The organism is Amycolatopsis ruanii (assembly GCF_003385175.1).
Lineage (GTDB): Bacteria > Actinomycetota > Actinomycetes > Mycobacteriales > Pseudonocardiaceae > Amycolatopsis_E > Amycolatopsis_E thermalba.
This window is the reverse complement of sequence record NZ_PQHY01000004.1, coordinates 143,788-160,339: the sequence shown is the minus strand read 5'-3', so window position 1 is coordinate 160,339 and position 16,552 is coordinate 143,788. Positions and strand designations below refer to the sequence as shown.

The window sequence follows — 16,552 nt, the reverse complement described above, 5'->3', positions numbered from 1 at the left end:
CGGCGCGACCAAGGAGCAGTCCGCTGCCGCTGCGATCAGCGATCGTGATCGGCGGATAATGGGCTCGTGGAACTTCGTCAACTGCGGTACTTCGTGACCGTCGCGGAGGAACTGCACTTCGGGCGGGCCGCGGAGCGGCTGCACATCGTGCAGGCCGCGGTGAGCCAGCAGATCCGCAAGCTGGAGCGGGAGCTGGGCGTGGAGCTGTTCGACCGGTCACCGCGGACGGTCCGGCTCACCACCGCGGGCCAGGTGTTCCTGCCCGAAGCGCGGGCCGTGCTCGCCGCCGAGAGCCGGGCGCGGGCCGTGGCCGCCGACGTCGCCGCCCGGTCCACCGTGCTGCGGCTGGGCACCAGCAACGGCCTGGGCGAGCACCTGGACCGGGTGCTGGACGAGCTGACCGCCCTCATCCCGCGGTTGAGCGTGGAGCTGGTCTCGGCGTCCACGCAGACGAGGCTGGACCAGGTCCGCGGGCACGCGCTGGACGCCACGTTCGTCCGGGGCGTGACCCACAGCCCGGAACTGCGGCTGATCCCGCTGTGGCTGGACCGGCTCGTCGTCGCGTTGCCCGCCCGGCATCCGCTCGCCGAGGCGGACGAGGTCGAGCTCACCGACCTGGCGGACCTGCCGCTGCGCCTGGCCGACCGGAGCCGCAACGCGCCGCTGCACGATCTGATGGTCTCCTCCTGCCGGTCGGCGGGGTTCGACCCGGTGTTCGGCCCACCGTCGGGCAACCTGCAGGACACCCTGGCCATCATCGGCAGCGGCACCGGCACGTGGACCGTCGTGTACGAGTCGCAGGCGCGCCGGCTGGTGGCGCCCCGGGTGGCGTTCCGGCCCACGGTGCCGCCGATCACCATGACGACGCTGCTCGCCGTGTCCGAGACCAACCCGCCCTGGTGTCTCGACGAGCTGCTGCGCGCCTGCGATCACGCTTCCTGATCGCAGCGAGCGCGAAACGGGCCTTGGTGGGGGCGGGGTTTCCGGGTGGACTGGAACCAGCCCGAGAAAACCCGTCACGTCAAGGAGATCTCCGTGCACGCGATCACCATCCGCGCCTCCGGCGGCCCCGAAGTCCTGGACTGGACCGAGGTGCCGGACCCCCGTCCAGGCCCCGGGGAGGTGCTGGTCCGCGTCGCCGCCACCGCGGTGAACCGGGCGGATGTGCTGCAACGCCAGGGCCGTTACCCGCCGCCGCCCGGTGCGAGTGAGATCCCCGGCCTGGAGTGCTCGGGCACGATCATCGAAGTCGGCGAGGACGTCGACGGCTGGCAGGTCGGCGACCAGGTGTGCGCGCTGCTCGCCGGCGGCGGATACGCCGAGCAGGTCGTGGTGCCCGCTCCGCAACTGCTGCCCGTCCCGGACGGTGTGGGGATCGTCGCCGCCGCGGCCCTGCCCGAGGCCGCCTGCACGGTGTGGGCCACCGCGGTGATGAGCGCCGGCCTGCGCAGCGGGGAGGTGCTGCTGGTGCACGGTGCTGCCGGCGGCATCGGCACGCACGCCGTTCAGGTCGGCAAGGCGCTCGGCGCGACCGTCGCGGTGACCGCCGGATCGGCCGAGCGGCTCGAACAGTGCCGGCGGCTCGGCGCCGACATCCTCGTCAACTACCGCGACCAGGACTTCGTCGCCGAGCTGCAGCGGGAAACCGGTGGCGCGCACGTGATCCTGGACAACATGGGAGCGTCCTATCTGGACCGCAACCTGGACGCGCTCGTCACCGGCGGCCGGCTGGTGATCATCGGGTTCCAGGGCGGCCTCACCGGCGAACTGAACATCGGCACGCTGATGCGCAAACGCGCCGGCATCGCCTCCCTCGCGCTGCGGCCCCAGCCGGTGGCCGAGAAGGGCCGTATCGTCGCGCAGGTGCGGAAGAACCTGTGGCCGCTCGTCGAGCGCGGGTGCGTCCGGCCGGTCGTCGGCCGGACCATCCCGCTCCGCCAGGCCGCCGACGCGCACCGCGGCGTGGAAGAGGGCAGCGCCGTCGGCAAGGTCCTGCTGACCGCGTAGCGCGGCGGGAGCGCCACGTGGCTGGGAATCCGCAGTGGCGCGTTTCTCTTCCTCGCCGCCGGGACCCACCGTGCGCGCGGTCAGCCCGCGCAGCGCACCGTCGGTTCCGGGTCGTAGCGCACGGTCCGCGTGGTGCGGCTGATCTCCCGGCCGCTCAGGTCGCGGACGATCCGGGTGTCCGAGGTCCGGAAGCCCGGCTTGCCCCGGGCCGGTTTGCACTCCGGGCCCGCCGGTTTGGTGACCGTGTACGGGCTGACGTAGTCGCCGCGCGGGCCGGTCACGGATTCGACGGTGACGTGCCTGGTGCCCCACAACCGCACGGTGATGGACTTCGGTGTCCAGATCGTCTGGATCGCCACCCCGGTGGGGTATTCGTTGCCGAACTTCAGGTCGATCACGCTGCTGCCGTCCGGGTTCTGGAAGACCGTCGCGTCGCGCGCGGCGGGGTAGCGGCTGATGTAGAAGCTGTGCTCCTTGTGCTCGACGTCGGTCATGCCGGCGAAGTACGCGGCGTTGTACAACGTGGTGGCGAACTGCGAGATACCGCCACCCACCTCACGCTCCGGCACGCCCTCCTCGATCACACCCGCTTCCACGTACCCCTGCGCGGCCTCGCGGGGGCCGGTGTACCCGTTGAGGCTGAACGTTTCCCCGGGCAGCACGATCGCGCCGGTCACCTCCTCGGCGACCACCCGGATGTTCACGCCGGAATCGGGGGCGAAGCCGCCGGTGGTGAACTCGCCGATCACCTCCCTGATCCCGAGCTGCCCGGCCCGGTCGGTGGTGATCCTGGCCGGCACCGCCACGTAGCGCGCCTCGGTGGTCCGGTTGCCGCCGGGCCCGATGGCCTGCAGGAGCCCGGTCAGGGTCTGGTCCCAGTCGATCGCCCGGCCGTCGACGGACGGCACGACCGCCGGCCGGTCGTTGTCGAACCGCATCCGCGCGTCCTGCCCCGGCTTCTCCGTCGGGGCGAGCTGATCGGTCAGGACACCGAGCCGTGCGCGGTCGAGCCCGGCGGTGAGCGTGCCGTTGCCGCCGGGCTGGAACGTCAGCGCGGCGGCGAGCTGCGCGGGCTCGACCGTGGCGTCGCGGCCGTCGCCGCGCACCGTCGCCGGGCCGGCCACCGCGGGGCGGGCGAGGAGGTCGAGTGCCGCCCGGACACCCTCCGGGGTGGTCTGTGGCGCGAGCGGGAGCACGGGCAGCGTCAGGCGCGGCGAGGTGGCCCACCCGGTGCGCAGCACGTCCTCGGCCCGTGCGAGGTCGAGGGTCTGCCCGGTCTGGGGATCGACCGGGACGGGGGTCGTGCCGTCGAACCGGATGCCGCCCTCCACCGCCGGCCGGTCGACCGCCGCCCGCGCCTCGTCGAGCGTGGCGGTCAGGGAGCCGGGGTTCGCCTCGGCCACGACGGCGGTTTCGCGGTCCCGGAACAGCGACACCAGCCGGGTCCACGGGTTGAGCGGCTGTGATCCGGCTCCGGCGACGGTCGCGGCGAAGTCGACGCGGACACCGGCGTCGGCGGGAACGAACGGGATCTCCCGGTCCCCGGCCAGCACCTGGACCGGCCGGCTGAGCCGGGGCGTCAGCTCCTCGCGCAGCTTCTGCTCGGCGGCGGACTCGCTCAGCCCGCCGATCGGCACACCCGCCACCGTCGTCCCCCGCGGCACGTCGCCCGAACTCAGCGCGAGGTCGAGCACGTACAGGACGGCGAGCGCGAGCAGGACCGCCGCCGCGGCGATCGTCGCGGGCCGCCGCCACCACGGCTTCGGCCGGGCGGGCCCCACCTCGCCGACGCGCGGGAGGTATTCGGTGGGCTCAGGTGTCGAAGAAACCACCAGGTCGTAGTTGACCAAAATGGGCGGTTCAAACCCGTAGCGGCCGGCGCTCACCTGCCGTGAGCGCCGGCCGCTGCGGTCACCCGGGCCGGTGGATCACCCGATGGTGCTGCGGAAGCCGCGCAGCCGCAGGCTGTTGCTCACCACGAAGACCGAGCTGAACGCCATGGCGGCGCCGGCGATCATCGGGTTGAGCAGGCCGGCGGCGGCCAGGGGGAGGGCGGCGATGTTGTAGGCGAAGGCCCAGAACAGGTTGCCCTTGATGGTGCGCAGGGTGCGCCGGGACAGGCGGATCGCGTCGGCCGCCACCCGGAGGTCGCCACGGACCAGGGTCAGGTCGCTGGCTTCGATGGCGACGTCGGTGCCGGTGCCCATGGCCAGGCCGAGGTCGGCCTGGGCGAGCGCGGCGGCGTCGTTGACCCCGTCGCCGACCATCGCCACCACCTTGTCTTCGTCCTGCAGGCGCTGGACCACGTCGACCTTGTCGGCGGGCAGGACCTCGGCGATCACCGTCTCGATGCCGACCTCGGCGGCGACTGCCTTGGCGACGGCTTCGTTGTCGCCGGTGAGCAGGACCGGGGTGAGCCCGAGGCCGCGCAGTTGCCCGATGGCTTCGGCGGAGGTGGGTTTGACGGTGTCGGCGACCACCAGCACGGCCCGGGCCCGGCCGTCCCAGCCGACGGCGACCGCGGTCTTGCCCTGCTGCTCGGCCGTGGCCTTGGCCGCGGCGAGTTCGGGGGACAGGTGCTGGCTCCAGTCCGCCAGCAGCGCGGTGCGGCCGACGAGCACGGCCTTGCCGTCGACGATGCCCTGCACGCCGAGACCTTCGAGGTTGGTGAAGTCCTCGACGGCCGGGAGGTCACCGACCCGCTCCCGCGCGCCGGTGGCGATGGCCTGGGCGATCGGGTGCTCGGAAGCGCTCTCCAGCGCTCCGGCCAAGCGAAGCACCTCGTCGGTGTCGGCGCCGTCGGTGTGCACGTCGGTCAGGGCCATCTTGCCGGTGGTGACGGTGCCGGTCTTGTCGAGCACGATCGTGTCGACGCGGCGGGTGGATTCCAGCACTTCCGGGCCCTTGATCAGGATGCCCAGCTGGGCTCCCCGGCCGGTGCCCACCAGCAGCGCGGTGGGGGTGGCCAGTCCCAGCGCGCAGGGGCAGGCGATGATCAGCACCGCGACCGCGGCGGTGAACGCCGCGGACACCGTGCCGCCGGCGCCGAGCCAGAACGCCAGGGTCCCGGCCGCCAGCGCGATGACGATGGGCACGAACACCGCGGAGATCCGGTCGGCCAGCCGCTGCACCGCGGCCTTGCCGGTCTGCGCCTGTTCGACCAGCTTCGCCATCTGCGCCAGCTGGGTGTCCGCGCCCACCCGGGTGGCCCGCACGACGAGCCGCCCGCCGGAGTTCACGGTCGCTCCGGTGACGGCGTCACCGGGCCCGACCTCGACCGGGACCGATTCGCCGGTGAGCATGCTCGCGTCGACCGCGGAACTGCCCTCGGTGATCACGCCGTCGGTGGCGATCTTCTCGCCGGGCCGGACCACGAACCGGTCACCCACGGCCAGCTGCTCGACCGGGATGCGTTCCTCGCGGCCGTTCCGCAGCACGGCGACGTCCTTGGCGCCGAGTTCGAGCAGCGCGCGCAGCGCGGCCCCGGCCCGCCGCTTGGAGCGGGCCTCGAAGTAGCGGCCGGCGAGGATGAACGTGGTCACCCCGGCCGCGACCTCGAGGTAGATGTTGCCGTCCCCGCTGATCCGCTCGATGGTCAGCTCGAACGGGTGGGTCATGCCGGGCACCCCGGCGCTGCCGAACAGCAGCGCGTAGAGCGACCAGGCGAACGCGGCCAGCGTGCCCATCGACACGAGCGTGTCCATCGTGGCCGCGCCGTGCCGCAGGTTCGTCCACGCCGCCTTGTGGAACGGCCAGGCGGCCCACACGATCACCGGTGCGGCCAGCGTGAGCGAGATCCACTGCCAGTAGGTGAACTGCAGCGCCGGGACCATCGCCAGCACGATCACCGGCACCGACAGCACCAGCGACCCGATGAGCCGCTGCCGCAACGAGCGGGCCGGGTCCTCCTCGGCGGCCTCCGGTTCCGCGGTTTCGGGCCGGGGGACGGTGGCCGAGTAGCCCGCCGCCTCGACCTGGGCGACCAGTGTGTCCGGGTCGAGGTCGGCGGGGAAGGTGACCTTCGCCTTCTCGGTGGCGTAGTTGACGGTCGCGGTGACACCGTCGAGCTTGTTGAGCTTGCGCTCGATCCGCATCGCGCACGAGGCGCAGGTCATGCCGCCGATCGCCAGTTCGATGTCCCGCGCCGCGGTCTTCGGGGAGTTCTGCAGGTCCGAAGTCATCGTGGTACCCCTTCCTCGATCAGCCGTGGCTGTGGCCGTGGCCGTCGGCGGTCGCGGGCGGCTGCGTGGTGGCCGGTGGCGTGGTCCCGGTCGCCACGGTGAACTCGGCGGTGCGGACCTTGCCCTCGTGCTGGAAGTCCAGGAACAGCCGGTAGGTGCCGGCCGAGGGGACCTCGGCGTAGAAGGTCACGGTCGGCCCGGGCCGGGTGGTCCCGTCACCGGGTGAGCCGTCGGGGTGGACGTGGAGGTAGGCCAGGTCGCCTTCGCGCAGCGCCACCAGGTGCCCGTAGGCGCCCAGGTAGGGCTGCAGGTCGGTGACCTCCCGGCCGTCCTTGGTGACCGTGACCGTCAGCTTCGACGTGTGTCCGGCGGTGAGGTCGCCGTCGAGGCGCACCTGGTAGCCGTCCACCTCCGCGACGCGCGAGGGCGCGTAGGTCCGCGGCTGGAAGTCGCCGGCCGCGGCGAGGTCGACGCCCAGGGTCGTGGCCTGGCCGCCGGTCGGCTTGAAGTCGGCGAAGGCGCGGTAGCTGCCGGCGTCGGCGACATTCAGCGGCACGGTCCAGGTGCCGTCACCGGCCATCTCCGGGTGCAGGTGCTGGAACCCGGCGGTGTCGCGGCGCACCACGATGAGGTGCATGCGCTTGTCGTGCTCGACGTCGAACGCGGTGACCGCGTTGCCGTCGGGCCCGGTGATCCGGAAGGCGAACTGGTTGGTGGTCCCGGTGGTCAGCGTCGTGTGGGTGGGCGTGAGGGTGTAACCGCCCCTGGACGACGCCAGCCCCGCGGGCAGAGCGGGTTGCGTGGTCTCCGCGACAGTGCCGCTGTGGCTGTCCCCGTGCGCGGCGTCCTCGCCGCCGCGCGTGCCAGCTTCGCTGGTGACGGGACCGACAGCGGTGCCGATCGCCCAGGCGCCACCGGCGACCAGGACGAGCGCCGCACCGTAGGCGGAGAGCTTCCCTGCAGTGTTCATGACATTCCTGTCCTCTGGGCCGGCCGCTACGCGGTCAGCTGGTATCCGGCTTCTTCGACGGCGGCGCGCACCACGTCGGTGGTGAGCGCGTTTTCGCTGGTGACGGTGACCTTGCCGGTGGGCAGATCCACCGCGACGTCCGTGACGCCCGGGATCTCGCCGACCTCCTCGGTCACCGAAGCCACGCAGTGCCCGCACGTCATGCCGGTCACGGTGTAGGTCTGCTGAGTCATTTCGCTTCCTCTCTCGTGGTCAGGAACGGACCAGCCGGGCGATGGCCTCACTGGCCTCGCGCACCTTCGCGTCCGCGGTGTTGCCACCCACGGCGATCGCCTCGGCCACGCAGTGCTTGAGGTGCTCGTCCATCAGCCCCAGCGACACCGACTGCAGCGCCTTGGTCGCCGCCGCGATCTGGGTCAGCACGTCGATGCAGTACTCGTCGTTCTCGACCATCCGCTGCAACCCGCGGACCTGCCCCTCGATCCGGCGCAGCCGCGTCAGGTAGCCGTCCTTGTCGCTGGTGTATCCCCGCATGTCCATCTCCTCTATCCGGCCGACGACTTCGACTATACCCCCTACCGGTATCCTCCGGGTCGGGTTCCCCGTTGCCGCCGATGAGGAATTTATACCCAAGGGGGGTATGCTGCGTCAAGTACCCCTCACCGGTAGGAGGCATGTGATGGAAACAGGGCGCCGGCTCCGCGCGCTGGACCCGGGCGGCGCGCCGGAGAAGTCCCGCGAGCTGCTCGGCGGAATCGTGGAGCGGCACGGCTCGGCGGGGGAGATGATCCGCACGATGGCCCACTCGCCGGCGTTGCTGCAGGGCTACCTGGAGCTGTCGCGGGCGATGAAACGCACGAAGCTGCCCCGCGCGGTGTGCGAGAAGCTCGCGATCGCCGTGCAGGAATGGATCGGCTGCGGCGCCTGCCTGGAAGCCCACATCGAGGGCGGCCGGGCCGCGGGCCTGAGTGACACCGACATCGCGCTGGCCAGGCAGGGCACCGCGACGGACCGCCGCGAGACCGCGCTCGTCGAGTTCGCGGTGCGGGTGCTGGCCGAACCGGCATCCCGCACCGACGACGACGTGGCCGGACTCCGGGCGCACGGCTGGAGCGAGCGCGTCATCGCCGAGGTGGTCGGGCTGGTGTCGCTCAACCTGCTGACCGGCGCCTTCAACCTGGTCGCCGGAATCGAACCGGCCACGCCGCCGCGGTGACCGCCGGGCGCCCGGCGCCTACGACCGCCGCTGCGTCCCGTGCTCCTTCTCCCAGTCCAGGAAGGCGGTCAGGGTGGCCGTGCGGTGGGCGCGGGCGAGGTGCTCGATCCACTCCGCGCCCGCGCCGGACCTGATCAGGGTCACCAGCTGGTCGTGTTCGGCGACGGACGCCGCCGCGCGGCCGGGGACGAACGAGAAGGTCGACTCCCGGATCGTGGCGAGCCCGGACCAGGTGCGGCGCACCGTGTCGAGGAGCCGCGGGTTGGGGCACCGTCCATAGAGGACCTCGTGGAACTCGTGGTTGAGCCGGGTGAACTCCACCGGATCCAGATCCCGCAAGCAGGTCCGCATCTGCTCGTTGAGGCCGGCCGCCTTCGCCAGGTCGGCCGGGGTGAGCAGCGGCGCGGCGAGGGCGGTCGCCGCGCTTTCCACGATCGCCAGCACCTCCATCGCGTGCTGGTACTCCACCGGGTCGATGGCGGCCACGGTCGCCCCCACGTTGTGCTGGAAGTGCACGAGTCCCTCGGCTTCCAGCAGGCGGATCGCCTCGCGGATCGGCACCGTGCTCATGCCCAGCTCGGTGGCCAGCGAACCGAGGACGAGCCGGTGCCCCGGCCCGTACACCCCGCGCGCGATCCGGTCCTTGATCACCTCGCGCGCTCGCTGGGACTTGCTCGCCGTGCCGTCCGGTTTGTCGTCCACGTGCGCAGGCACCCGGTCCTCCTTGCTCGCTGACCCGTTCGCAGCTCCCGCGCAGCCTACCAGTCATATACGAACCAGGCGTCCAGACGTCCATCTTCTCGGTGTTCTTGTCAGCTGTCGCGCAGATCGTATATGGTCCGGCGGTCCGCATCGACAACAAGGGAGTCGTGATGGCGCGACCGTTGACGAGAACCGGCCCCGAGCACCGCCGCGTCGTCCTGGCGGCGATGGCCGGCACCACCATCGAGTGGTACGACTTCTTCATCTACGCGATCTCCGCGGGACTCGTCTTCTCCACGCAGTACTTCGCCGCGCTGGGGGAGGACGCGCTCATCCTGTCCTTCGCCACCGTGGGGATCAGCTTCTTCTTCCGGCCCGTCGGCGCGGTGATCGCCGGGCACCTGGGCGACCGCATCGGCAGGCGCGCGATGCTGGTCCTCACCCTGCTGCTGATGGGCGTCTCCACGGTGCTGATCGGCCTGGTGCCCAGCGCCGCGGCGATCGGCGTGACGGCGCCGGTCGCGCTGGTCCTGCTGCGCATCGTGCAAGGACTGTCGGCGGGCGGCGAATGGGGCGGGGCCGCCCTGCTCGCCGTCGAACACGCACCGGCCGACCGCCGTGGCCTGTTCGGCGCGTTCCCGCAGATCGGGGTTCCGGTCGGGCTCCTGCTGGCCAACGGCGTGCTCGCGCTGGTGGCCGCGCTGACCACGCCGGCGCAGTTCCTCGCCTGGGGCTGGCGCATCCCCTTCCTGCTCAGCGCCGTGCTCATCGTCGCCGGGCTGGTGATCCGCTCGCGGGTCGCCGAGAGCCCGGTCTTCGAGGAGGTCCGCCGCACGCGCAGCCAGGCCGGCCTGCCCCTGGTCCAGCTGTTCCGGCACCACTGGCGGCTCGTCGTGCTCGGCGCGATCGTGTTCGCCGCCAACAACGCGGTCGGCTACATGACCACCGGCGGATACGTGCAGTCCTACGCCGTGCGGACCCTGCACCTGGAGCGCTCGACGGTGCTCGCGGCCGTCATGATCTCCGCCGTCGCCTGGCTGGTCAGCACCCTGGCCGGCGGCTGGCTGGCCGACCGCATCGGCCGGCTCCGGGTCTACCGGATCGGCTTCGTCGTCCAGCTGCTGTGGCTGGTCCCGTTCTTCGCCCTGCTCGACACCGCGAACGTGGGACTGCTGATCGTCGCGCTGCTCCTGTTCTCGGTCGGCCTCGGGTTCACCTACGGTCCCCAGGCGGCGCTCTACGCCGAGATGTACCCGGCGCGCGTGCGCTACAGCGGCGCCGCGATCTCCTACGCGCTCGGCGCGGTGCTCGGCGGCGCGTTCGCGCCCACCATCGCCGAAGCGTTGCAGTCGAGCACGGGCACCGTGTACGCCGTGTGCGCCTACCTGGCCGGGATGACCCTGCTCGGCCTGATCGCCACCGCCGCGCTCCGCGACCACCGCGGCATTCCGCTGGACGTCTCCGGCGAGCCGGCCGCGACGCCGTTGCCCGCCGAGCGCAACCCGGGTGGCGCCGCATGACCGCGACCCAGGCGCCCGGACGGCCGGGCAAGATCATCGCGGTCCACCTCAACTACCGCTCCCGGGCCGCGCAGCGGGGCCGGACCCCGGCGTACCCGTCCTACTTCCTCAAGCCGGCGACCTCCGTGGCGGCCAGCGGGGACGTGCTCGAACGGCCCCTGGGCGCGCAGCTGCTCGGCTTCGAAGGGGAGATCGCGCTCGTCATCGGGCAGACCACCCGCCGGGTCACCCCGGAGGAGGGCTGGTCCCGCGTGTCCGGCGTGACCGCGGCCAACGACCTGGGGATATACGATCTCCGCGCGGCGGACCGGGGCTCCAACCTGCGCTCGAAGGGCGGTGACGGCTTCACCCCGCTCGGACCCGTGGTGCTCCCGGCCGGCGAGCTGGACCCGGCGCGGCTGCGCGTGCGCACCTGGGTCAACGGCGTCCTGCGCCAGGAGGACACCACCGGCGGTGTGCTGTTCGGGTTCGGCCGGCTGGTGGCCGACCTGTCCCAGCTGATCACCCTCGAACCCGGCGACGTGATCCTGACCGGCACACCCGCCGGGGCGTCGGTGGTGGTGCCCGGCGACGTCGTCGAGGTCGAGGTGGACGGGTGCGGGCACACGACCGGCCGCCTGGTCACGCCGATCGCGGAGGGGACCGTCCCGTTCGGACCGTACGGCGCGCTGCCGCGGGCCGAGGACGACCTGCGCGCGGACGCCCACGGCACCCGGCCGTTCGTGCTCACCGCCGATCTGCGCCGCCGCCTCGAATCGGTGGGCACCGCGACCCTCGCCGCGCAGCTGCGCCGCCGCGGGCACGACGACGTGACGATCGACGGGCTCTCGCCCGCCAAACCGGGCAGGCGGTTCGCCGGGCAGGCCCGCACCCTGCGGTACCTGCCCTGCCGCGCCGACCTCTTCGACGAGCGCGGCGGCGGTCACAACGCGCAGAAACGCGTGATCGACTCGCTCGGTCCGGGCGAGGTGCTCGTGATGGAGGCCCGCGGGGAACGCGGCGCCGGCACCGTCGGGGACATCCTCGCGCTGCGGGCGCAGGTGCGCGGCGCGGCGGGGATCGTCACCGACGGCGGAGTGCGCGACATCGCCGCCGTGGCCGCGCTGGACATCCCGGTCCACCACGCCGGAGCGCACCCGTCCGTGCTCGGCCGCCGCCACGTGCCGTGGGACATCGACGTGCCCGTCGCCTGCGGCGGCGCCGCGGTCCGGCCCGGCGACGTGATCGTCGGCGACGACGACGGCGTGCTCGTCATCCCGCCCCCGCTCGCCGAGGAGGTCGTCGCCGCGGCCGAGGAGCAGGAACGGCAGGAGACGTTCATCGCCGCGCAGGTGGCCGCCGGCGAACCAGTGGCGGGCCTGTACCCGATGGACGAGCACTGGCGGGCCCGGTACGCCGACTGGCTCGCCGGGCAGTGAGACCCGTTTCCCGGAAAGGAGATCCATGCGATTCCGCGCGGACCCGCGGTCGATCAGAGGCTCGATCGCACCGCTGATGACCCCGTTCACCGCCGAGGGGGACCTCGACCACGCCGGCCTGGCGAACCTGGTGCGCTGGCAGCTGGCGGCGGGCAGCCACGGCATCTCGCTCGGCGGGTCGACCGGTGAGCCCGGCGCGCAGACGGTGGCCGAACGCGCCGCGGCGATCCGGACCGTGGCCGCCGAGATCGGCGACCGCGTGCCGTGCCGGCCGGGCACCGGCTCGGCGAAACTCGGCGAAACCCTGGAGCTGACCGCCGCCGCCCGGGACGCGGGCGCCGACGCCGTGCTCGTGATCACCCCGTACTACGCGCGCCCCACCCAGGAAGCGCTCTACACCTGGTACCGCACGGTGGCGCGCGAGTTCCCCGACCTGCCGATCGTGGCCTACAACGTGCCCAGCCGCACCGCGGTGGACCTCGCCCCGGAGACCGTGGCCCGGCTCTTCCGCGACCTGGACAACTTCGTCGGCGTCAAGGAGACCACCCGGGATTTCGAGCACTTCTCCCGCGTGCTGCACCAGTGCGGGCCGGAACTGCTGGTGTGGTCCGGGATCGAGCTGCTGTGCCTGCCGCTGCTGGCGCTCGGCGGCGCCGGGTTCGTCAGCGCCACCGCCAACCTCGCCCCGGCCGCCTGCGCCGCGATGTACGAGGCGTGGCAGGCCGGCGACCACGAGCGCGCCCGCGAACTCCACTACGGCCTGCACCCGCTGGTGGACCTGCTGTTCGTGGAGACCAACCCGGCACCCGGCAAGTGGGTGCTGGCCCAGCGCGGCCTCATCGCGTCGGCGCACGTGCGGCCCCCGCTGGTCCCGCCCTCGGAAGCCGCGCTCGCCCGCATCCGGGACCTCCTGCGCCAGGGCGAGGCGTACCTGAGCCCGGCGGACGGATTTTCGACGGAAGGACAGTGACCATGCCCGAGCCCCATGTCCCCGGTGGGTTGCCGGAAGCGATCCGGCACTACATCGGCGGCGAGTTCACCGACAGCCTCTCCGGCAAGACCTTCGACGTGCTCGACCCGGTGTCCAACCAGGTGTACGTCACCGCCGCGGCGGGACAGGCCGAGGACGTCGACCGGGCGGTCGCGGCGGCGCGCGAGGCGTTCACCGGCGGCCCCTGGCCGGGCCTGCCGCCGCGCGCCCGCGCCCGGGTGCTGAACCGCATCGCCGACGCCGTCGAGGCGCAGGACGCCCGGCTCGCCGAGCTGGAGACGTTCGACACCGGCCTGCCGATCACCCAGGCGCTCGGGCAGGCGCACCGCGCGGCCGAGAACTTCCGGTTCTTCGCCGACCTGATCGTGGCCCAGTCCGACGACACCTACCGGGTGCCCGGCAGGCAGCTCAACTACGTGCACCGCAAGCCGGTCGGCGTCGCCGGGCTCATCACGCCGTGGAACACGCCGTTCATGCTGGAGAGCTGGAAACTGGCGCCCGCGCTCGCGGCGGGATGCACCGTGGTGCTCAAACCGGCCGAGTTCACCCCGCTGTCGGCCGGGCTGTGGGCCGGCATCTTCGCCGAGGCCGGCCTGCCCGACGGTGTGTTCAACCTCGTCCACGGGTTCGGCGAGGAAGCCGGCGACGCGCTGGTGAAACACCCGGACGTGCCGCTGATCTCGTTCACCGGCGAGAGCGCCACCGGGCAGACGATCTTCCGCAACTGCGCGGCCGGCCTGAAGGGCATGTCCATGGAGCTGGGCGGCAAGTCGCCGGCGATCGTGTTCGCCGACGCCGACCTCGACGCCGCGCTGGACTCCACGGTGTTCGGCGTGTTCTCCCTCAACGGGGAACGCTGCACCGCGGGCAGCCGCATCCTCGTCGAGCGCGCCGTCTACGACGAGTTCTGCGAGCGTTTCGCCGCCCGCGCCCGTGCGATCGTCGTCGGCGACCCGGACGACCCGGCCACCGAGGTCGGCGCGCTGGTGCACCCCGAGCATCACGCGAAGGTGATGCGTTACGTCGAACTCGGCCGGTCCGAGGGACGGCTGCTCGCCGGCGGCGGCCGCCCGCCCGGCCTGGACACCGGGAACTACGTGGCGCCGACCGTGTTCGCCGACGTCGCCCCGGACGCGCGGATCTTCCAGGAGGAGATCTTCGGTCCCGTCGTCGCGCTCACCCCCTTCGACAGCGAGGACGAGGCACTGGCGCTGGCCAACGACGTCCGGTACGGCCTGGCCGCCTACGTGTGGACCTCGAACCTGGAACGCGCGCACACCTTCGCCCAGTCGGTCGAGGCCGGGATGGTCTGGCTGAACTCGCACAACGTCCGCGACCTGCGGACCCCGTTCGGCGGGATCAAGGCTTCCGGGCTCGGCCAGGAGGGCGGTTACCGCTCGCTCGACTTCTACACCCACCAGCAGGCCATCCACGTCTCACTCGGCCCCGTGCGCACCCCCCGGTTCGGCGCGGTCCGGAAAGGACAGTCATGACCACCACCCCGCCCGATGTGCTCCGCTGCGCCTACGCCGAGCTGGTCGTGACCGACCTGGCCGCGTCCCGGGCGTTCTACGTCGACGTGCTCGGCCTGATCCCCACGTACGAGGACGGCGAGCGGATCCACCTCCGCGCGGTCGAGGAGTACCTGCACCATTCGCTGGTGCTGCGCCAGGGGGACACGCCCGCGCTGGCGGTGCTCGGCTACCGGGTGCGCGGCGCCGCCGACCTCGACCTCGCCGAGGCGCACTACCGCGCCCTCGGGGTGCGGGTGCAGCGGCGCCCGGCCGGGGCGACGCGCGGGATCGTCGAAGCCGTGCGGGTGGAGGACCCGCTCGGCTTCCCGGTGGAGTTCTTCCACGACGCCGTGCACGTGGAACGGTTCACCCAGCGCTACGACGTGCACGGCGCGGGCGCACTGTCCCGGTTGGACCACTTCAACCTCGGCACGCCCGACGTCCCGGCCGCCCGGGCCTACTACGAGGACCTCGGTTTCCGCGTGTCGGAGGACATCCAGGACGCCGAGGGCACGGTCTACGCGGCGTGGATGTTCCGCAAACCGACGGTGCACGACGTGGCCCTCACCGGCGGCGACGGTCCCCGGCTGCACCACCTCGCGTTCGCCACCCACGAACGGCACCAGATCCTGCACATCTGCGACCACCTCGGCGCGCTGCGCCGGTCCGGGATGATCGAGCGCGGGCCCGGGCGCCACGGGGTGTCGAACGCGTTCTACCTCTACGTCCGCGACCCGGACGGCCACCGGATCGAGATCTACACCCACGACTACTACACCGGCGACCCGGACAACCCGGTGATCACCTGGGACGTGCACGACCACCAGCGGCGGGACTGGTGGGGCAACCCGGTGGTGCCCAGCTGGTACACCGACGCCTCCCCGGTGCTCGACCTCGACGGGCGGGTCCGGCCGGTGGTGCCCCGCGTGCAGCCCCGGGAGGCCGAGGTCACCGTCGGCGCGGACGGCTTCTCCTACACGAGCCCGCGCAACGGCTTCAAACTGGGCGAACAGGTCTGACGGTGCGCCCGGCGTGGCGATCACGCGGTGCCCCCGGCGCGGGGGCACCGCGGCCGGTACCGTGGACGCGGGCACCGAGGCGAGGGGAGCGCGGGCATGGACGACGAGCACCGGTTCGACCGCGACGCCTACCGCGCCTTCGTCCGCGCCCACCACCCCGACGTCGGCGGCGATCCCGAGCTGTTCCGCGAGGGGCTGCGCCGCTTCCACGCCGCCCGCACCGCACCGGCGAACCCGATCGTGTTCGTGCGGCGCCGCCGCGGGGTCGCGGGCCTCGTCCAGCGCCTGCGGGAGGGCTGGACGCGGCACCGCCGGCCGCCGCGGGTGCGGTAGCCGCTCCGGTTCAGTGTGCGGTGCGCCGTCCGCGCGCGGTGAGCAGGCCGAGCGCGATCATCGCGACCCCGAGCACCAGGTGCAGCCAGTTGTCGGCGGTGTTGACCGGGACGAAGTTGGCGCTCCCGGCCTCGTCGACGACCAGCCCGTACACCCACAGGACCAGGTAGATCGCGCCGCCGCCGATCAGGAAGGCACGGGCGGCCCCCGCGCTGCGCGACGCGGCCAGGCCGGCGACACCGAACAGCAGGTGCACGATGTTGTGCAGCACCGAGACCGCGAACACGCCCAGCAACAGGGCCCCGGAGTGGTGCCCGGCGAAGGTCAGCTCGTCGTAGCCGGTGGTGATGCCGGGGACGAAGCCGAGGATGCCGACCAGGAGGAACACGGCGCCCACGACGCCGGCGGCGGCGCGCGCCCCGCGGGTGGTGGACAGGGTGGTGGATCGGGACATGGTGATCACCTCAACCAGTGGATCGAGTCGGTCAGCGGGTTCTCGTCGCGGAGCGGGTTCCGGATGGGCGCCGCCCGGCCCCGATGCGGGCCGGCCGCCTGGTCCAGCTGCGTGGCCGCGGTTCCCCGGTGGTGGTCACTCCGGGCATTCGGGCCCGTCGCCGTGCGGATCGGATGGACCGGGATCTTCGCGCCGGCCGATCCGGTGACGGTGCGGCGCCGGATCCG

At 72.6% G+C, this 16,552-nt stretch carries 16 protein-coding genes; 9 read left to right on the top strand and 7 right to left on the bottom strand.

Features of this window, described 5'->3' with window-relative positions; all coding sequences use genetic code 11:
* Positions 1-66 precede the first annotated feature (66 nt).
* Together D0D28_RS03690 and D0D28_RS03685 are read left to right on the top strand one after the other, a co-directional pair.
* A complete protein-coding gene (locus D0D28_RS03690; RefSeq protein WP_116109719.1) occupies positions 67-942 on the top strand; it encodes a LysR family transcriptional regulator in 876 nt (291 codons plus the stop codon).
* Positions 943-1,035: 93 nt separating this feature from the next.
* Positions 1,036-2,007, top strand: coding sequence for an NAD(P)H-quinone oxidoreductase (locus D0D28_RS03685; protein ID WP_094002844.1), 972 nt, complete (start codon positions 1,036-1,038; stop codon positions 2,005-2,007).
* 80 nt (positions 2,008-2,087) lie between these two features.
* On the opposite strand, the gene D0D28_RS03680 is transcribed toward D0D28_RS03685, so the two are convergent.
* The 5 genes from D0D28_RS03680 to D0D28_RS03660 all read right to left on the bottom strand — a co-directional run bounded on the left by D0D28_RS03680 (position 2,088) and on the right by D0D28_RS03660 (position 7,692).
* Positions 2,088-3,839: a VanW family protein gene (locus tag D0D28_RS03680; protein ID WP_094002845.1), complete on the bottom strand. Its 1,752-nt coding sequence runs from the start codon at positions 3,837-3,839 to the stop codon at positions 2,088-2,090.
* A gap of 96 nt (positions 3,840-3,935) precedes the next feature.
* Entirely contained in the window at positions 3,936-6,188 is a 2,253-nt protein-coding gene (locus D0D28_RS03675; protein ID WP_094002681.1) for a heavy metal translocating P-type ATPase, read from the bottom strand.
* Between the two features lie 19 nt (positions 6,189-6,207).
* Entirely contained in the window at positions 6,208-7,158 is a 951-nt protein-coding gene (locus tag D0D28_RS03670; protein ID WP_094002682.1) for a hypothetical protein, read from the bottom strand.
* A gap of 26 nt (positions 7,159-7,184) precedes the next feature.
* Positions 7,185-7,391 (bottom strand): heavy-metal-associated domain-containing protein, encoded by a 207-nt coding sequence (locus tag D0D28_RS03665; RefSeq protein ID WP_094002683.1) that lies wholly within the window; start codon positions 7,389-7,391, stop codon positions 7,185-7,187.
* Positions 7,392-7,410: 19 nt separating this feature from the next.
* Entirely contained in the window at positions 7,411-7,692 is a 282-nt protein-coding gene (locus D0D28_RS03660) for a metal-sensitive transcriptional regulator (RefSeq protein ID WP_094002846.1), read from the bottom strand.
* A 145-nt stretch (positions 7,693-7,837) separates the two neighbouring features.
* Between D0D28_RS03660 and D0D28_RS03655 the strand changes: the two genes are divergently transcribed.
* The gene (locus D0D28_RS03655) at positions 7,838-8,374 is read left to right on the top strand and encodes a carboxymuconolactone decarboxylase family protein (protein ID WP_094002684.1); all 537 of its coding nucleotides are present in this window, start codon (positions 7,838-7,840) and stop codon (positions 8,372-8,374) included.
* Positions 8,375-8,392: 18 nt separating this feature from the next.
* Here D0D28_RS03655 and D0D28_RS03650 read toward each other — a convergent pair whose 3' ends face one another.
* On the bottom strand, positions 8,393-9,088 hold the full coding sequence (locus tag D0D28_RS03650) for a GntR family transcriptional regulator (protein ID WP_233156982.1): 696 nt from the start codon (positions 9,086-9,088) through the stop codon (positions 8,393-8,395).
* A gap of 158 nt (positions 9,089-9,246) precedes the next feature.
* Between D0D28_RS03650 and D0D28_RS03645 the strand changes: the two genes are divergently transcribed.
* From D0D28_RS03645 to D0D28_RS03620, 6 genes are all read left to right on the top strand, one after another.
* Positions 9,247-10,596: an MFS transporter gene (locus D0D28_RS03645; RefSeq protein WP_094002686.1), complete on the top strand. Its 1,350-nt coding sequence runs from the start codon at positions 9,247-9,249 to the stop codon at positions 10,594-10,596.
* Positions 10,593-12,014: a fumarylacetoacetate hydrolase family protein gene (locus tag D0D28_RS03640; protein WP_094002687.1), complete on the top strand. Its 1,422-nt coding sequence runs from the start codon at positions 10,593-10,595 to the stop codon at positions 12,012-12,014. The genes D0D28_RS03645 and D0D28_RS03640 overlap by 4 nt, the downstream gene beginning before the upstream one ends.
* A gap of 25 nt (positions 12,015-12,039) precedes the next feature.
* A complete protein-coding gene (gene dapA, locus D0D28_RS03635; protein WP_116109718.1) occupies positions 12,040-12,984 on the top strand; it encodes a 4-hydroxy-tetrahydrodipicolinate synthase in 945 nt (314 codons plus the stop codon).
* A gap of 2 nt (positions 12,985-12,986) precedes the next feature.
* On the top strand, positions 12,987-14,498 hold the full coding sequence (hpaE, locus tag D0D28_RS03630; protein WP_116109717.1) for a 5-carboxymethyl-2-hydroxymuconate semialdehyde dehydrogenase: 1,512 nt from the start codon (positions 12,987-12,989) through the stop codon (positions 14,496-14,498).
* Positions 14,495-15,538 (top strand): 3,4-dihydroxyphenylacetate 2,3-dioxygenase, encoded by a 1,044-nt coding sequence (gene hpaD, locus D0D28_RS03625; protein ID WP_116109716.1) that lies wholly within the window; start codon positions 14,495-14,497, stop codon positions 15,536-15,538. The genes hpaE and hpaD overlap by 4 nt, the downstream gene beginning before the upstream one ends.
* A gap of 96 nt (positions 15,539-15,634) precedes the next feature.
* Entirely contained in the window at positions 15,635-15,871 is a 237-nt protein-coding gene (locus D0D28_RS03620) for a hypothetical protein (RefSeq protein ID WP_094002691.1), read from the top strand.
* A 10-nt stretch (positions 15,872-15,881) separates the two neighbouring features.
* Here the strand turns inward: D0D28_RS03620 and D0D28_RS03615 are convergent, their stop codons facing one another.
* The gene (locus tag D0D28_RS03615; RefSeq protein ID WP_094002847.1) at positions 15,882-16,325 is read right to left on the bottom strand and encodes a DUF4383 domain-containing protein; all 444 of its coding nucleotides are present in this window, start codon (positions 16,323-16,325) and stop codon (positions 15,882-15,884) included.
* Positions 16,326-16,552 lie beyond the last annotated feature (227 nt).

What these genes read in the sequence shown, in the direction of transcription:
- D0D28_RS03615 (WP_094002847.1), bottom strand. Translation starts at nt 16,325, where the DNA reads ATGTCCCGATCCACCACCCTGTCCACCACCCGCGGGGCGCGCGCCGCC.
- D0D28_RS03660 (WP_094002846.1), bottom strand. Translation starts at nt 7,692, where the DNA reads ATGCGGGGATACACCAGCGACAAGGACGGCTACCTGACGCGGCTGCGC.
- D0D28_RS03645 (WP_094002686.1), top strand. Translation starts at nt 9,247, where the DNA reads ATGGCGCGACCGTTGACGAGAACCGGCCCCGAGCACCGCCGCGTCGTC.
- D0D28_RS03670 (WP_094002682.1), bottom strand. Translation starts at nt 7,158, where the DNA reads ATGAACACTGCAGGGAAGCTCTCCGCCTACGGTGCGGCGCTCGTCCTG.
- hpaD (WP_116109716.1), top strand. Translation starts at nt 14,495, where the DNA reads ATGACCACCACCCCGCCCGATGTGCTCCGCTGCGCCTACGCCGAGCTG.
- D0D28_RS03620 (WP_094002691.1), top strand. Translation starts at nt 15,635, where the DNA reads ATGGACGACGAGCACCGGTTCGACCGCGACGCCTACCGCGCCTTCGTC.
- dapA (WP_116109718.1), top strand. Translation starts at nt 12,040, where the DNA reads ATGCGATTCCGCGCGGACCCGCGGTCGATCAGAGGCTCGATCGCACCG.
- D0D28_RS03665 (WP_094002683.1), bottom strand. Translation starts at nt 7,391, where the DNA reads ATGACTCAGCAGACCTACACCGTGACCGGCATGACGTGCGGGCACTGC.
- hpaE (WP_116109717.1), top strand. Translation starts at nt 12,987, where the DNA reads ATGCCCGAGCCCCATGTCCCCGGTGGGTTGCCGGAAGCGATCCGGCAC.
- D0D28_RS03640 (WP_094002687.1), top strand. Translation starts at nt 10,593, where the DNA reads ATGACCGCGACCCAGGCGCCCGGACGGCCGGGCAAGATCATCGCGGTC.
- D0D28_RS03675 (WP_094002681.1), bottom strand. Translation starts at nt 6,188, where the DNA reads ATGACTTCGGACCTGCAGAACTCCCCGAAGACCGCGGCGCGGGACATC.
- D0D28_RS03655 (WP_094002684.1), top strand. Translation starts at nt 7,838, where the DNA reads ATGGAAACAGGGCGCCGGCTCCGCGCGCTGGACCCGGGCGGCGCGCCG.